We start from the raw sequence: 15,455 nt of genomic DNA on the forward strand, positions 1-15,455 counted from the left end.
CGTATCAGTAAAAACATTACTGATACGGTTCGTTTTGCAACCTATTCCTGAACGGTATGCAAATACCTACAAGTTTATTGCGCCTGAGGTTTGACCAAAATAAATTGAGACAGATTGCCACGACGAACAAGCAATGCAACGGCTTTTTTTCCATCCAATTTAGCAACCATTGCACTAAATTGTTTGACGTCTTTTACATCAACATTGTTCAGCGTCAAAATGACATCGCCCGGGAGTAAGCCAGCAGCAGCCGCTGCGCCATCTACTGTCTCAATGACGACACCCCCACCAGGAAAGTCCTTTTTCTGGGCATCGCTCAACTCGGAAGCGTAGACACCTAACACATTGGCCTGGTCTTTCTTGCTCTTCTTATCGGCCTTTTGCGCAGTTTTCTCCGCTTCGATCTCAGCGATGCTCACTCCCAGCTCACGCAGAGCACCTTTGCGCCAAATTGTGACAACGGCTTTTGATCCAGGCTTAATTGCACCAACAATACGTGGCAAATCTGATGACTTGCTAATTGGTTGGCCATTGAACTTCAAAATCACGTCACCATCCTGAATACCGGCTTTTTCAGCGGGTGAGCCTGCCTCGATATGAACGACCAACGCACCTTCTGCTTTGCTCAGACCGATAGATTCAGCAACATCTTTTGACACTTCGCCAATCTGCACGCCAATGCGTCCACGCGTGACTTTACCTGAAGTTTTTAACTGATCAGCTACCCGCATAGCTTCATCGATGGGCACTGCAAACGAGATGCCCATGTAACCGCCAGAGCGGCTATAAATTTGCGAGTTAATACCGATCACCTCGCCACGCATGTTAATCAGCGGACCGCCTGAGTTACCTGGATTGACGGCAACGTCGGTCTGAATTAATGGCAGATATTCGCCGGTATCACGTGCTTTCGCAGAAATAATACCCGCAGTGACAGTATTGTCTAACTCGAATGGTGAGCCGATCGCGATCACCCATTCGCCAGCGCGGATCTTATCGGAATCTCCGATTATCGCTTTTGGTAACTTGGTGCCTTCGATTTTAATCAAAGCAACATCAGTACGTTTATCGATACCAATCACTTTGGCTTTGAATTCGCGCTTATCAGTCAGCTTGACATAAATATCCGATGCACCATCCACCACGTGGGCATTGGTCAGCACAAAACCGTCCTGCGAAATGATAAAGCCGGAGCCAACGCCTCTTGGGATTTCTTCTTGTTGCTGTGGAACTTGTTTGCGCCCCCGAGGTGCTGGTGCCTGTTTAGGCATGGGCATTCCAAAAAAACGCTGAAAAAACTCTTGCATTTGCTGATCGTCAGCGCCCAGTTCACCCTGCGATTGTTGCGCTTTCTCAGTGGTACGAATATTCACAACAGCAGGTCCCACTTTATCGACCAAATCAGTAAAGTCAGGCAATCCTGTAACCACGGGTGCGGCTTGCGGCGCAGACGTGGCACTGAGTGCCACGGGACTAGCCATCGATACACAAAGACCAATAATCAACCCAGATAAAATTTTTTCAGTAGGAAAATATTTTTTTTTATTCATGGACTTACTCACTTTTATTGCGTGGACAAAATAAATTCAAGTTTTTACTATCGGCGCTGCATCAATCGATTTATTTGGATTTGAGTTCAATCGAATTGATCACTTGACGAATTGCTGTTACTGGCACCTCACCTATCACAGTCAGCCAGTAATTTCCTTGTCGTTTAGTCATAATCGCCATCGCTCCTTGTTGCAAACTTCCTTCATTACGGCGCTCCAGATCAGGTTCAATAAACACCGAGATAGTCGCCATGCCGTCGGAAAAGATCATTTGAATCACTTGATGCGATGGGACTGCCTTTTTGTCACTCAAGCTTGACGCAGGAGAGGAAATCACACGCTTCATTTCTTTGATCTTGATAAAACCCACAGGCAAGGACTTGACTACCCAGCCTGATACAATATTGGATTGAACCGTCAGATTTTCAATATTCCATTGATTCAGATTTTGAAAACTCGGCTTTAACTTGTTCTTATCAACGTCACCCAATTTCAATTGAGTAAAAGCAATTTGCTCAATCACCTCATCACGACTATTAACAGTCTGGACACGCAATAACAATCCCGATTGTTTTTCTGCGCAGAGCTTGTATCCGTAGCGACTCCCGTCTTTAGGAGTCAATGAATAGGTCTGACACTCAAGACCAGCAACCCGGTTTGGCTCGCCCTTCTTGAAGCTATAGACATCCGGTAATGATTGCGCGTTATGCGAGAACAAAGCAGGGAACACTTCCTGGGTCACGTTCTTTTCTACTTGTATGGTTTTACTATCAGGCAAATAACAGGATACTTCATCATTTTTGCGGATATATTCACGAGAATTGCCATCGAGAATTTCAAGCTTTTCCAATTCACCATTCGCGTCAGCATGGTGGGTAATCTTCGATGTTCTAATCTGGTTTGCTTGTTGATAAACGAACGTCCCAGAATAGTTCAATTTCTGCGGCGATGATTGAATCATACGTATAAGACCTTGCACTTCCAGCTTCTCATCTGCTGCGCTAGTTTGCGTGCCTGCCCAAGCTACACTTACCCCAATGCTAAGATACACCAGCAATAATGAAAATTGAACACGATTAAACCGCATAATGATTATTTCTCCGATGCGGATTTACTGCTATTCGGCCGATTTACGTATTGCGCTGCATTGCTAATGGCGGGAGAAAACCGTTGATGCGCCAGGAGATAACTGTCAATTCTCGGATCGCGAACCATGTCAATCTGATTCTGCGCATCCGCATCTTGAGCAACAGTTACGAAACGTGGCATATCGTCTGCCGAGGCGACTTCAGTAGATTCAGATCCAACTGACGCCGAGACGAGTTGAATCTGACGCGCAGAACTATCTGCCTTACTTACCTGTACCGATGAAAAACTATCGCGACCAAAATGGGATAACTGTGGGCCAAATGCGAATGCAAACACCGCTGCTGCAGTCGCACTGGCAATTGCCATATAAGAACGGAAGAACTGGCGTTTGCCTGTAGTCGACTGCTCCGCCTGATACTTAGCGTGCGCTTCCGGAACGAGTAAAACGGGTTCAGATGCAAAACGATCTGCAAAGCGTTGGCTAAAATCGCTACTCATCTTTACTGCCAGATCATCTGAATGCAGAACATCCGCGATCAAATGATAGGTATCCCATGCATCTTTTTCATGCTGAGATAAACTTTGTTTCAGCATGTGTTGCAGTTCGGCGTCGCTTATTTCGCCGTCTTGCATTGCTGATAGGCTTTCGTATTTTGAGATGTCGTTGTTCATTTTATTTGCCATGGTACTGCGAATTCTAATCAATATTTTTGGTGTGACGCGATTACCAGCGATTATCCAAAGTCGTTCCTAAAACTGGCCGCAATCGTTCTGCAATTGCCTCACGCGCTCGAAAAATTCTGCTGCGCACAGTGCCGATCGGACACAGCATCACTTCTGCAATTTCATCGTAGCTCAAACCTTCAATTTCCCTGAGGGTGATGGCATTTCGTAATTCTTCTGGCAATGCAGACATTGCAGCATTCACTGTTGCAGCAATTTGTTTGCTTGCCAATAAAGATTCCGGCGTATTGATATCTCTTAGTCCATCCGCATCGGAAAAAGTTTCGGCTTCTTCTACATCACTTTCCGTCGAAGTGGGCGCTCTACGACCTTGCGTCACCAAGTAATTCTTGGCCGTGTTAATACCAATTCGGTACAGCCAGGTATAAAACGCAGCATCTCCACGAAAATTCGGTAAGGCACGGTACGCCTTAATGAATGCTTCCTGCACCACATCTTCGGCCTCAGCCTGATCATAGACGAGCCTAGACACGAGCCGCAGTAATTTCCGTTGATACTTGGAAACCAGAAGCTCAAATGCCTTTTTATCACCACGCTGCACGCGCTCGACCAAAATTTGATCTATCTCGCGCTCTGTCGTCACTCAATCATCCTGTTTTTTTGCAAATAACTATTCTATAAAAAATTATTCTGCCTTCAAAGCACAATTCATACAAACCATAGAGTCATGTATAAACTTAAAAGTTCCCGCCTATTTGATTTTTCTGGTTACTCCCGCTCAAATGATGCTGACGCGCCCAAAGCAGACTAACACGCAAATGTTGAAAGCTCAGGGCATCAAGTGAATCCCTCATCACTATCAACGTTCGTCTAGATAAATCATTTTCCAGCATATGCAATACCATCAAATCATTCCAGATGACGGCACTAGCACTCAAACTCACTGCGATACTAGCTTTGGAGTGATTTTCTTTAGTGATCTGGCGCAGCACCATAGCGCCATCCGAGGCAATATCTAAACGCCAAAATCCAATAAGACGCCACTTGCGCAAAACGTAACCACAAAGGAGGCTAAAAAACAGAATAACGAACACTGGAAGGAATACGGGATTTGAAAAGAATGTTAGCTGCTGGTTGAATAGCAATAAGTAGAGAGCAAGACTCGCTAGTGCGCACATGCATAAACTTAACACCAATACAATGCGCGACGGTTTAATAACAACATTGAGGGCAATCGACATACATAGCAAAAAAGGCACTTCGATTCAAAAGAAACGAAGTGCCTTCTCTTTAATGCCAATGACTTATACTTTGGCGAAAATCAAAGTACCGTTCGTTCCGCCGAAACCGAACGAATTTTTCATCGCATAATCAATCCTCATATCTCTGGCAGTGTTTGCACAATAGTCCAGATCACATTCAGGATCTTGATTAAAGATGTTCATCGTCGGTGGAGAAACTTGATTATACACAGCCAACACTGTAAATAGTGATTCCAGACCACCTGCACCACCGAGCAAGTGCCCGGTCATGGATTTGGTTGAATTCACCGTTAACTTGTATGCATAATCACCAAATGCGGCTTTAATTGCATCAGTTTCATTTTTATCACCGAGTGGCGTTGATGTACCATGGGCATTCAAATATTGAATCTGATCAGCATTAATACCCGCATCTTTCAACGCATTGACCATGCTGCGACGTGGGCCATCCATACTTGGTGAAGTAATGTGATAAGCGTCTCCACTCATCCCAAAACCAAGCACTTCAGCATAAATTCTGGCACCGCGCGCTTTAGCATGCTCATACTCTTCCAGTACCATCACACCAGCACCTTCGCCCAGAACAAAACCGTCACGGTCTTTATCCCAAGGGCGAGAAGCGGTAGCCGGATCATCGTTACGAGAAGATAAGGCACGAGCTGAAGCAAAACCACCCAGACCCAAAGGAGAAATCGTCGACTCAGCACCACCAGCAATCATGACATCAGCATCACCGTACTCAATCATCCGGGCGGCAGAGCCCAAACAATGTAAGCCTGTAGTACAGGCAGTCACGATCGCCAGATTCGGCCCTTTCAGACCAAATTTAATCGATAAGTGACCAGAAATCATGTTGATAATCGATGCCGGAACAAAGAAAGGGCTGATGCGACGCGGACCGCGCTCCATCAGCGTCTCTTTCGTTTCCTCGATCAGTGGCAAGCCACCAATACCAGAACCGACGATAACACCGATACGTTCGGAATTTTCTTCGGTAACAGTCAAACCACTATCGTGAAACGCCTGCATCCCGGCAGCGATGCCATAGTGGATGAAGGTATCCATGTTACGAGCTTCTTTTGCCGGCAAGTATTCTTCGACATTAAAGCCCTTCACTTCCCCAGCAAAATGCGTGGAAAAAGAAGTTGCGTCAAATTTGGTGATCGTTGCAATACCAGACTGCCCGGCCTTAATTGCTTCCCATGCAGCAGCAACTGTATTGCCAACTGGTGAAATGCAACCTAATCCGGTTACGACAACACGACGTTTAAGCGAACGACTCAAGCGTTTCTCCTGGATTTGAAAACAAGGTAACTGAATTATGCCTTAACGTGCGCAGTAGCGTAGTCAATCGCTTGTTGCACAGTGGTGATTTTTTCAGCTTGATCGTCAGGGATTTCCATTTCGAATTCGTCTTCGAGAGCCATCACTAATTCAACGGTATCTAAAGAATCTGCACCTAAATCATCAACGAAAGAGGATTCAATTTTGATGTCTGCTTCAGCAACACCCAGTTGTTCAGCAACAATTTTCTTAACGCGTTGTTCGATATCGGACATTTGTATCTCCAGTGAAAAAATCAAAAATAAGGGCCTACAGAAAGTGCGCGCATTTTAGCAGGTTTGTACCTAAAAAAAGCAAGCTCTAAATTTTCAGCGATAACTCCGGCTAATTTCGGCGAAATCACTGACAATTAACAACAAAATAAATTATGCCAAATACATCCCGCCATTGACATGCAATGTAGTACCAGTAATATAACCTGCATCTGGCGAAGCTAAAAACACGGTAGCGGCAGCAATATCTTCCGGACGACCTAGTTTAGCCATAGGAATTTGCGCCAAAATTACCGCTTTTTGTTCATCAGTTAATGCTTTGGTCATATCAGTATCAATAAAGCCAGGTGCAATACAGTTGACAGTGATATTGCGGCTACCGATTTCACGTGCCAGCGCACGACTCATACCAGCGACACCCGCTTTAGCTGCTGCATAGTTCATCTGCCCCGGATTGCCCGACGATCCAACCACGGACGTAATATTGATGATGCGGCCATGCTTTGCTTTCATCATGCCACGCAATACTGCGCGTGATAAGCGTGCTACTGAATTCAGATTGGTAGAAATGACATTATCCCACTCATCTTCTTTCATGCGCATCGCCAATTGATCTTGCGTAATCCCGGCATTATTGACAAGAATAGACAGGCTTCCAAATTCCTTTTGAATTTCTTCAACCAGAGCACTGCAACGCTCAACATCGTTGACGTTAAATGCAACGCCTTTACCAGCATCGGCACCAACTTCGGATAAATAAGCCGAAATCGCCTCTGCGCCTGATTCTGTTGTTGCTGTGCCAATTACTTTTGCACCTGCATTTGCCAGAGCAACAGCAATTGCCTTGCCGATACCGCGCGATGCTCCAGTGACCAGCGCTACCTGATTTGCTAATGGTTTCGTCATTTTAAGATTTCCAGTACTTTTTCCAAACTTGCTGCATCAAAAATCGCATCACCCAACAGATCACCATGAATACGCTTCGTCAAACCGGACAATACTTTACCTGGCCCGCATTCAATCAAGTGCGTAATACCGCTCGCCTGCATTTCTTTTACAGTCTCAACCCAACGCACCGGACTGGCTGCCTGACGAACCAAGGCGTCTTTGATAGAGGCAGGATCCATCACGATTGCCACATCGACATTGTTAATCAATGGAATTGATGGTGCAGAAAAACTCACGCCTGCGAGATACTCGCGCAACTTATCTGATGCTGGCTTCAGTAATGAAGAATGGAAAGGAGCGGATACAGGCAAAACTAATGCACGTTTTGCACCTTTAGCCTTAGCCAATTCACACGCGCGCTCAACGGCTGCTTTCGTTCCGGCGATAACAACTTGAGCTGGCGCATTAAAATTCACAGCCTCCACAACACCCACAACAGAAGCCTCGTGGCAGACGGCAGCAACATCTTCATCGGACAAGCCTAGAATTGCTGCCATACCACCCTGCCCGACAGGAACTGCCTCTTGCATAGCCTGAGCACGGAAGCGGACTAAAGGAACCGCGTCTTTAAATGCGATAACGCCAGCGGCGACGAGTGCTGAGTATTCACCCAGACTATGTCCAGCAACAACTTTAGGGGCAGCACCACCAGCAGCAATCCAGGCCCGGTAGCATGCAACCGCTGCCGTTAACATTACTGGCTGCGTGTTAGTGGTCAAATCGAGGTCTTCTTTTGGACCTTCGGCAATTAATTTACCAAGGTCAAATTGCAACGCATCAGAAGCTTCGGCAACAGTTTGCTGAACGACGGCATTATCAGCAAAACCATTCAGCATCCCTATCGCCTGCGAACCTTGGCCGGGAAAAACAAATGCAAATTGGGTCATGTTTTATATGTCTCTCTTGGGTTATTTTGATAACTACATTTGAACGATGGCAGCACCCCAGGTAAATCCACCACCGACACCTTCCAACAAAATTTTGTGACCAGGCTGCACGCGCCCGTCACGCACAGCAGCATCTAAAGCAAGAGGAATGGATGCTGCCGATGTATTACCATGTTGATCAACCGTGACAACCAACTTCTCCATAGGCAAACGCATCTTTTTTGCAGTGCTTTGCATAATGCGGATATTTGCCTGATGAGGAATCAGCCAGTCGATATCTGCCGCTTTCAGTCCAGCAGCGTCTAAAGCTTCGTTTGCTACTTTGTCCAGCACTGATACTGCCAACTTAAAAACCGCCTGACCGTCCATATGCAAATAGCCGCTACCAGCGATCGCATCATTCTGTACCTGCCCTGGCACGCACAATATGTCGGCATAACTACCATCAGCATGAAGTTTGGTTGCCAAAACGCCCGGCACTTCTGAGCGAGACATGACGACTGCTCCTGCACCATCACCGAATAAGACGCAAGTTGTGCGATCTTCAAAATTCAAAATACGCGAGAAAACTTCAGCACCGATAACCAGAACATTTTTATGTGAGCCCGACTTGATCATGCTATCTGCAATCGACATCGCATACATAAAGCCGCTACATACCGCCTGCACATCCATTGCTGCAGCACCATTTTTAATGCCTAGCTTATTTTGTACGATGCAAGCAGTGCTTGGAAAGCCACCAATAAAATCCGGCGTCGAGGTCGCCAAGATAATCATATCAATATCATTTGGCTGCATCTTGGCTGCGTCCAGCGCTTGCTTTGCTGCAGCGACCGCGAGGTCACTTGAATTGACGCCCTCTTCAGCATAATGACGAAAAGAAATCCCGCTGCGAGAAACAATCCACTCATCAGAGGTCTCAATTCCCTTCGCAGCAAGCTGATCTGTCAAATCTTGATTACTAACTTTTCTGGATGGCAAGTAGCTACCGGTACCAATAATTTTGCTAAAAAATGTCATGCGATCTTCTGTGCCGTTTGGTCATTGTTATCTGGCGTCGCCGGGTCTGCCACCGGCATCAGTATTGCCATTGAAGTTGAAATACGCGTTAAAACATCATTTTTTGCAGCATCAAATGCGCGCTGTATCGCCCATTCGTAGCTGTATTTATCAGCGCTACCATGACTCTTAAACACGATGCCACGCAGACCAAGTAAGCTGCCGCCATTGTAGTTAGATGGATTCATGGTGCGGGAGATAGACTTCAAAGCGCCACGGGCAATAATTGCGCCCAGAATATTGAGTGGACTACTTTTAAATGCCTCGGTCAAGGTCGTTTTTACAAAGCGCCCCATACCTTCTGCAGCTTTTAAAGTGACATTCCCAACAAAACCATCGCACACAACGATATCTGTCGTGCCTTTGAAAATATCATTACCTTCTACGTTGCCATAAAAGTTCAATAGGCCGCGCTCATGATCAGCGCGCAATAATTGCGCCGTTTTTTTAACGACGTCGTTACCTTTGATATCTTCTTCACCGACATTAAGTAAACCTATGCTTGGTTTTTCTCTACCCTCGAGCGCCGAGACCAGAACCGATCCCATAATTGCAAATTGATGTAAATGCAAAGGTTCGCAATCGACGTTTGCGCCAAGATCGAGCATGTATGTTGGCTTATTTTTTTGATTTGGCAACATCCCGAAGATGGCCGGTCTATCGACGCCCTGCATTGTTTTTAATACGTAGCGCGAAACTGCCATCAGCGCGCCGGTATTGCCAGCCGATACGCAAGCTTGTGCGTTTCCTTCTTTTACCTGGGTGACGGCAACGCGCATGGAAGAATCCTTTTTGCGCCGCAACGCCACTTCGATAGGGTCATCCATTTCCACGGTTTCAGATGCGTGAATAACTTTAATTCTTGGATGCTGGCTAGCGTGATTCTTTTTTAGTTCAGCGTGAATATTTTCCTCAAGCCCAACCAATAGAAATTCGACGTCGGGCTCACGCTTTGCGAAGGCAACCGCCGCCGCCACGGTAACTGCAGGTCCGTGATCGCCGCCCATGCAGTCTATGGAAATTTTTATTGTCATGTGGTGTTACGAAACTTCTATGCGAAACAGCTAGTGTACCAAATTAGAGGAGTATTTCAGTTATTTTCATTGCCATTTAGTAATGAAATAAGAAAAAAACTGAAATTCTTTAGGTTTAGAACGGAAAATTTCCCCTCTACGAACCGCGATTTACAAATAAAAACCGCTTAAAGACATCTCCCAGCGAAACTTAAAGACGTAAAAAAAGCGGCGCCAAGTCTAAGACTCGTTACGCCGCTTTTTTACTAAAAAACGAGATTACTCGTCGTTTTTAGTTTTCAATACTTTACGACCACGGTAAAAGCCGTTAGGGCTGATGTGGTGACGCAGATGTGTTTCACCAGTTGTTGGCTCGATACCTAACTGTGGTGCAGTCAGGAAATCGTGGGAACGGTGCATGCCACGTTTGGATGGGGATTTTTTATTTTGCTGAACTGCCATGATAACTCCTAATACTTCAAAAAATGTTTCTAAAAATTTACACACCTGGCTGAAGAGTGCGAACATCACCAACCAAGAATCCCTAACAATACTTCGACCTGAGTGTTTTTTCAGAATAATGCCACTAGGTACGCCCACTTATCTTCTTCAGCACAGCAAAAGGAGATACTTTTTCACTGCTTTCTGCGTCAACCCGTGCAGTAGAATCTGCTGAAGCCAATGTTACATCTGGGCATACTGCATGTTTGGGCGATTGGGGTATTGCGAGTAGCGCTTCATCCTCTATCAATGCAAAGACATCGAATGTTTTGCTACCTACTACAACATCGACCTCGTCATCTTCAAGCAATGCGTCTATTTCATCGGCATTTTCTTCGTTTTTGGCGAGTATCAATACTGATTCTGAGTCTATTTCAAATTCAAACGGCGTCAGGCAACGCTGACACATCAAATTCACACTACCTGTCACCGTCAATACCAGCTCTGCGTGACCTAATTTGTCTTTTCCACCTGACAAAGTCCAGTTCAACACACCTGCAGTGTTGGCACTTTCCTCTGTAAGACGCGGAAAATCTGCTACCGGAATGCTACCGGACCGCTGCTCTTCGAGCCGACAAAACGTGAAGGCGTCAATCACAAAAGCTTGCATAGGATTATTTGAACCCAGAAAACCTGCGATAATAACAGCACTTGCCATTATTAGTCAAAGGCTTAGACTCACTTTTTAGGCTAAAACAAGGCAAAATCGCAATTTAAAGCAAAATTAACACGATGACTACGCATCTATCTACGCAACAAGCCAATATCAACAGCAATCCAAGCCTCATTTTAGCATCTAGTTCAGCCTATCGCCGCGAGCTGCTAAGCCGCTTGCAACTGCCATTTGCATCCATGTCGCCAGACATCGATGAAACACCTCTGGCCGCCGAAACACCACCAGCGACGGCACTGCGACTGGCTCGACAAAAAGCAGAAGCCATTGCCACGCAACTCAATCAACATGAGCCAACTCTGATCATAGGCTCAGATCAGGTCGCAACCTTGGATAACTTGCAAATTGGCAAACCAGGTAATCACGACAACGCGCTAAAGCAGTTGCAACTCATGCGCGGGCGCGAAGTGGTCTTTCATACCGCACTTTGCTTACTCGACACTCGCACCAACGCTACGAACCCACTGCAGATTCGCGATATCGAAACGGTCGTTCGCTTCCGCGATCTGAGCGATGCCGAGCTGGATGCGTATTTACGGATAGAGCAACCGTACGATTGTGCAGGAAGTGCCAAAAATGAAGCACTGGGAATCACCATTTTGTCTTCGATAAAAAGCGACGATCCGAGCGCATTAACTGGTCTGCCATTGATTGCCTTAACAGATATGCTGCGCAACGCTGGTGTTAGCTTTTACAAATAGTGGGGGAGTATCCTTATTTTTCACCAAATTCTCATAAGAAAATAGAAGCCGTTGAAAAATACTCCCTACCAGTACTTTAAAATATCACGAATAAACAATAACACAAACGAAAAATACACCATGACCGGCACACTTTTCCTCATTCCAAATACATTGGGATACTCCGAAGGCCAGCAAGAAGGCTTATTGGCAAAAATTATCCCCGATACAGTGCAAGCGATGACTGCACAACTCAACTATTTTGTCGCTGAAAACGCAAAAACCACCCGTGCTTATTTAAAGTTGTTGGGTCAGCACCATCCACTAAAACTTGCAATGCAAGAAATCCAGATTAGCGAATTAAACGTTAATACGCCAACTCAAGCATTAGAAGGCTTGCTTCAGCCTTTATTGCAAGGTCACGATGTCGGTTTGATCTCTGAGGCCGGCGTTCCAGCCGTTGCAGATCCTGGCGCAAACCTGGTGCGATTAGCGCATCAAAACGACATCACTGTTCGTCCGCTTGTTGGCCCCTCCTCTCTTTTATTGGGTCTGATGGGCAGCGGCTTGAATGGCCAGAGCTTTGCATTCCATGGCTATCTTCCTACGGATGCTGCCTTACGTGCGAAACGTATCAAAGAATTGGAAGATCGCTCCAAAAAAGAAAAACAAACGCAATTACTGATTGAAACACCTTATCGCAACACTGCCATGCTGGAAGCCTTAGCAACACATTGCAATCCCAGCAGCCTGATCTGTGTTGCAACAGACCTGAGCCTACCTACCGAATCAATCATGACACTTAATGCCGCGGATTGGAAAAAGCGCATCTCAAGCAGTCAATTACCGGATTTTCATAAAAAACCAACGGTTTTTTTATTCCTGGCAAATTAAACAACAACCCTCCGAAAATAACAAAAATCGAACGAACGGTTTGTTTTTTCGATTTGCGCTACTATGTCTTTTTTCGGAGGAAATACCCATGTTGAATTTTGATTTCTACAATCCCACCCACATTCTTTTTGGCAAGGGGCGTATTGCCGATTTGAACAAGGTCATCCCAGAGAACGCCAAAGTACTTTTACTCTACGGTGGCGGCAGCATTAAGCAAAACGGCGTTTTTGACGAGGTCATTGCAGCATTAGGCACACGTTCTGTTACCGAATTTACTGGAATAGAACCAAATCCCAGTTACGAAACGCTCATGCAAGCGGTGGAAGTCATCAAAAATGGACAAATTGACTTCCTGCTAGCAGTGGGCGGCGGCTCAGTCATTGACGGCACCAAGTTCATCGCTGCAGCGGCCTTATTTGAGGGCGGCGACCCATGGTCAATTCTGGAAAAACGCGGCAGCAACATCACAAAAGCCTTGCCTTTCGGCAGTGTTCTGACCCTACCAGCAACGGGATCGGAAATGAATGCGGGAGCTGTGGTAACACGCAAATCAATCAAAGCAAAAATGGCCTTCTCCAGCCCACATTGCTACCCGAAATTTTCAGTACTCGATCCAACCAAAACCTACACCCTGCCTGTTCGCCAGATTGGCAATGGTGCGGTCGATGCTTTTGTACACGTCATGGAACAGTACATGACCTACCCGGTAAACTCACCAGTCCAGGACAGATTTGCTGAAGGTTTATTAAAGACCTTAATCGAAGAAGGCCCGAAAGCACTGAAAAATCCTGAAGATTACGACGTCCGTGCCAACCTGATGTGGTGCGCCACGATGGCACTCAATGGATTGATCTCAGCAGGCGTTCCGCAAGACTGGGCGACCCATATGATTGGCCACGAACTAACCGCATTGCATGGCATTGACCATGCACAAACTCTGGCGATCGTATTGCCAAGCATGCTCAGAGTACGTAAAGAATCAAAACGTGCCAAACTCTTGCAATACGCTGAACGTATCTGGGATTTGCGCGATGGCGATGAAGACACACGCATTGAAACAGCAATTAGCCGCACGCAAGATTTCTTTGAGCAAATGGGCGTCAAAACACGCTTAAGCGATTACGCACTCAATGCAAGCAACATCGATCCTATCGTCGCCGCTCTGGAAACGCATCGCATGGTTGCCTTAGGTGAAAAACGCGATGTGACGTTAGACATCAGTCGTCAGGTGTTAGAACTAAGCCTTTAAACAGCATCCAGAAAAAATCCGGCACTTTTGCAATGCCGGATTTTATATATAGGGCGAGTGCAACCCGCTCGGTTAGGTAGTGAATTAGGGATCAGCAAGGAATCGGGATGTTGCAGCCACCTGCCTTGATTACTTGCTACCTGCTTTTTGCACATGACAATGTAAAGCAAGAAACCGCATTGCGCCGCTGTACGTCGTATCCCAATCATCAAGCAAGTAATTATTGGCTTCTTCGATAAAGTTAACCCAATCTTCCAATAAACCCTCTTGCTTTTCATGTGGCGCAGAGTCTGTAATCCACGCCGTCGCCAACTCATGCGGAAAACCATCGTTTCTGAATTGCTTAACAATAGACTTCGCAATTTTTTCCGATATGCTGGTTTTTGGCGTAATCCCCGCAGAAATACAAACGAACAGTGTCATCAGCGAATCAACGTCAGTCTTCCCCTTGGTTAATCGGCTCCATTCTTTCGAAACCAGCGCATCATATTCTGACGTATCTTCAATCTCGTGATCACCGAGGTAGTATTTATCTTTTAAATTAAAAACAAGACGATCAAGAGATGACTTCTTATCTTGCATCACCAGGATGTCATGCGTCTTAATTTCTTCGATTATGCGCAGTACGACAGGCAAAAACTGCTCTGGAATTTCGGACAAATCAACATTAGCAATCGCCTTATTACGTTTTGCCGCCGGCATCGCTCGTATAGATTCAATCAAAGTCGCAAACTCAAGTTGATTGGCCAGATTATCATCAGGACCACCAAACATCATCACCAACAAAGCAGAACGAACAACACTAACCGCTTCGACATCTTCATCTTTCAAATTCTCGGCAGACAGTCCAAGATATTCTCCAAACCAATAGCCAGCCGCGATCTCTAAGGCATTTAACTGACGATGCTCTAAGGTGTTGCGGTATTCATGCGGCTTTTCTTTGAGCGACCACGCTTCGAGAAAATCCTCCACCCGACCTTTCGCCTCGCGACCGAGCAATGCGTACTCTGGCAGCGCAAATAAAGTTTTCAGCAGGCAAGAGCCGCCGCGGGATAAGCTCAAAAACGTATTATCGCGGATAAGCTTTGCGGCAATTTCTAAATCGCCCCTGGAACTTTCAATCAGATAAAGACTGGCAAGGTTGACGATGCGTTTGCGCGCAGCTTCAATTTCCGGGCGCAAATATTTACTACCGAACGTATCAGCAATCTGCACCAAGCCTTTTGGCGCTTCGGCCTCGATAGCAGCGATTTTACTGCTGGAAATAATCGCCCGCTGCACACCGAAACGCAAGGCGGATTCAAAAAATGGACGGTTATCGATCAGGGCAATATCGTAGGGTGTATCAGACATGGGATCTTTACTCGTTTAAATTTTCAAGGGAGACAAGCAAAAAATGCAGAACGCTAC

Annotated in this window: 17 protein-coding genes; 3 read left to right on the top strand and 14 right to left on the bottom strand. The window is 45.9% G+C overall.

Going from position 1 to position 15,455, the window contains the following annotated elements; genetic code table 11:
• Positions 1 to 74: 74 nt before the first annotated feature.
• From ACO0KY_RS06335 to ACO0KY_RS06395, 13 genes are all read right to left on the bottom strand, one after another.
• Entirely contained in the window at positions 75 to 1,550 is a 1,476-nt protein-coding gene (locus ACO0KY_RS06335; RefSeq protein ID WP_423044907.1) for a DegQ family serine endoprotease, read from the bottom strand.
• 70 nt (positions 1,551 to 1,620) lie between these two features.
• Positions 1,621 to 2,637, bottom strand: coding sequence for a MucB/RseB C-terminal domain-containing protein (locus tag ACO0KY_RS06340; RefSeq protein WP_423044908.1), 1,017 nt, complete (start codon positions 2,635 to 2,637; stop codon positions 1,621 to 1,623).
• A 5-nt stretch (positions 2,638 to 2,642) separates the two neighbouring features.
• The gene (locus ACO0KY_RS06345) at positions 2,643 to 3,323 is read right to left on the bottom strand and encodes a sigma-E factor negative regulatory protein (protein WP_423044909.1); all 681 of its coding nucleotides are present in this window, start codon (positions 3,321 to 3,323) and stop codon (positions 2,643 to 2,645) included.
• Between the two features lie 40 nt (positions 3,324 to 3,363).
• Positions 3,364 to 3,966, bottom strand: a complete 603-nt coding sequence (gene rpoE / locus ACO0KY_RS06350) for an RNA polymerase sigma factor RpoE (protein ID WP_186912135.1) — start codon at positions 3,964 to 3,966, stop codon at positions 3,364 to 3,366.
• A 94-nt stretch (positions 3,967 to 4,060) separates the two neighbouring features.
• A complete protein-coding gene (locus ACO0KY_RS06355) occupies positions 4,061 to 4,564 on the bottom strand; it encodes a protein YgfX (protein WP_423044910.1) in 504 nt (167 codons plus the stop codon).
• Between the two features lie 63 nt (positions 4,565 to 4,627).
• Positions 4,628 to 5,869, bottom strand: coding sequence for a beta-ketoacyl-ACP synthase II (gene fabF, locus ACO0KY_RS06360; protein WP_423044911.1), 1,242 nt, complete (start codon positions 5,867 to 5,869; stop codon positions 4,628 to 4,630).
• A 35-nt stretch (positions 5,870 to 5,904) separates the two neighbouring features.
• A complete protein-coding gene (gene acpP / locus ACO0KY_RS06365; protein ID WP_186912138.1) occupies positions 5,905 to 6,144 on the bottom strand; it encodes an acyl carrier protein in 240 nt (79 codons plus the stop codon).
• 150 nt (positions 6,145 to 6,294) lie between these two features.
• A complete protein-coding gene (gene fabG, locus ACO0KY_RS06370; RefSeq protein WP_186912139.1) occupies positions 6,295 to 7,047 on the bottom strand; it encodes a 3-oxoacyl-ACP reductase FabG in 753 nt (250 codons plus the stop codon).
• Entirely contained in the window at positions 7,044 to 7,976 is a 933-nt protein-coding gene (fabD, locus tag ACO0KY_RS06375) for an ACP S-malonyltransferase (RefSeq protein WP_423044912.1), read from the bottom strand. The genes fabG and fabD overlap by 4 nt, the downstream gene beginning before the upstream one ends.
• A 33-nt stretch (positions 7,977 to 8,009) precedes the next feature.
• Positions 8,010 to 8,996 carry a beta-ketoacyl-ACP synthase III gene (locus ACO0KY_RS06380; protein ID WP_423044913.1) on the bottom strand — a complete coding sequence of 329 codons (987 nt, stop codon included), beginning with the start codon at positions 8,994 to 8,996 and terminating at the stop codon, positions 8,010 to 8,012.
• Complete coding sequence (plsX, locus tag ACO0KY_RS06385; protein WP_186912142.1) at positions 8,993 to 10,069, bottom strand: phosphate acyltransferase PlsX; 1,077 nt, start codon at positions 10,067 to 10,069, stop codon at positions 8,993 to 8,995. Before plsX ends, ACO0KY_RS06380 begins: the two co-directional genes overlap by 4 nt.
• 258 nt (positions 10,070 to 10,327) lie before the next feature.
• Positions 10,328 to 10,510 carry a 50S ribosomal protein L32 gene (gene rpmF / locus ACO0KY_RS06390; protein ID WP_162018712.1) on the bottom strand — a complete coding sequence of 61 codons (183 nt, stop codon included), beginning with the start codon at positions 10,508 to 10,510 and terminating at the stop codon, positions 10,328 to 10,330.
• Positions 10,511 to 10,634: 124 nt separating this feature from the next.
• Positions 10,635 to 11,207, bottom strand: coding sequence for a YceD family protein (locus ACO0KY_RS06395; RefSeq protein ID WP_423044914.1), 573 nt, complete (start codon positions 11,205 to 11,207; stop codon positions 10,635 to 10,637).
• A gap of 74 nt (positions 11,208 to 11,281) precedes the next feature.
• Between ACO0KY_RS06395 and ACO0KY_RS06400 the strand changes: the two genes are divergently transcribed.
• The 3 genes from ACO0KY_RS06400 to ACO0KY_RS06410 all read left to right on the top strand — a co-directional run bounded on the left by ACO0KY_RS06400 (position 11,282) and on the right by ACO0KY_RS06410 (position 14,045).
• Entirely contained in the window at positions 11,282 to 11,923 is a 642-nt protein-coding gene (locus tag ACO0KY_RS06400; protein ID WP_423044915.1) for a Maf-like protein, read from the top strand.
• A gap of 120 nt (positions 11,924 to 12,043) precedes the next feature.
• Positions 12,044 to 12,796 (top strand): SAM-dependent methyltransferase, encoded by a 753-nt coding sequence (locus ACO0KY_RS06405; protein WP_423044916.1) that lies wholly within the window; start codon positions 12,044 to 12,046, stop codon positions 12,794 to 12,796.
• Between the two features lie 88 nt (positions 12,797 to 12,884).
• On the top strand, positions 12,885 to 14,045 hold the full coding sequence (locus tag ACO0KY_RS06410; protein ID WP_423044917.1) for an iron-containing alcohol dehydrogenase: 1,161 nt from the start codon (positions 12,885 to 12,887) through the stop codon (positions 14,043 to 14,045).
• Between the two features lie 129 nt (positions 14,046 to 14,174).
• On the opposite strand, the gene ACO0KY_RS06415 is transcribed toward ACO0KY_RS06410, so the two are convergent.
• On the bottom strand, positions 14,175 to 15,398 hold the full coding sequence (locus tag ACO0KY_RS06415; RefSeq protein WP_423044918.1) for a hypothetical protein: 1,224 nt from the start codon (positions 15,396 to 15,398) through the stop codon (positions 14,175 to 14,177).
• Positions 15,399 to 15,455 lie beyond the last annotated feature (57 nt).

This window comes from Undibacterium sp. Dicai25W (assembly GCF_049340505.1).
Classification (GTDB): Bacteria; Pseudomonadota; Gammaproteobacteria; order Burkholderiales; family Burkholderiaceae_D; genus Undibacterium; species Undibacterium jejuense.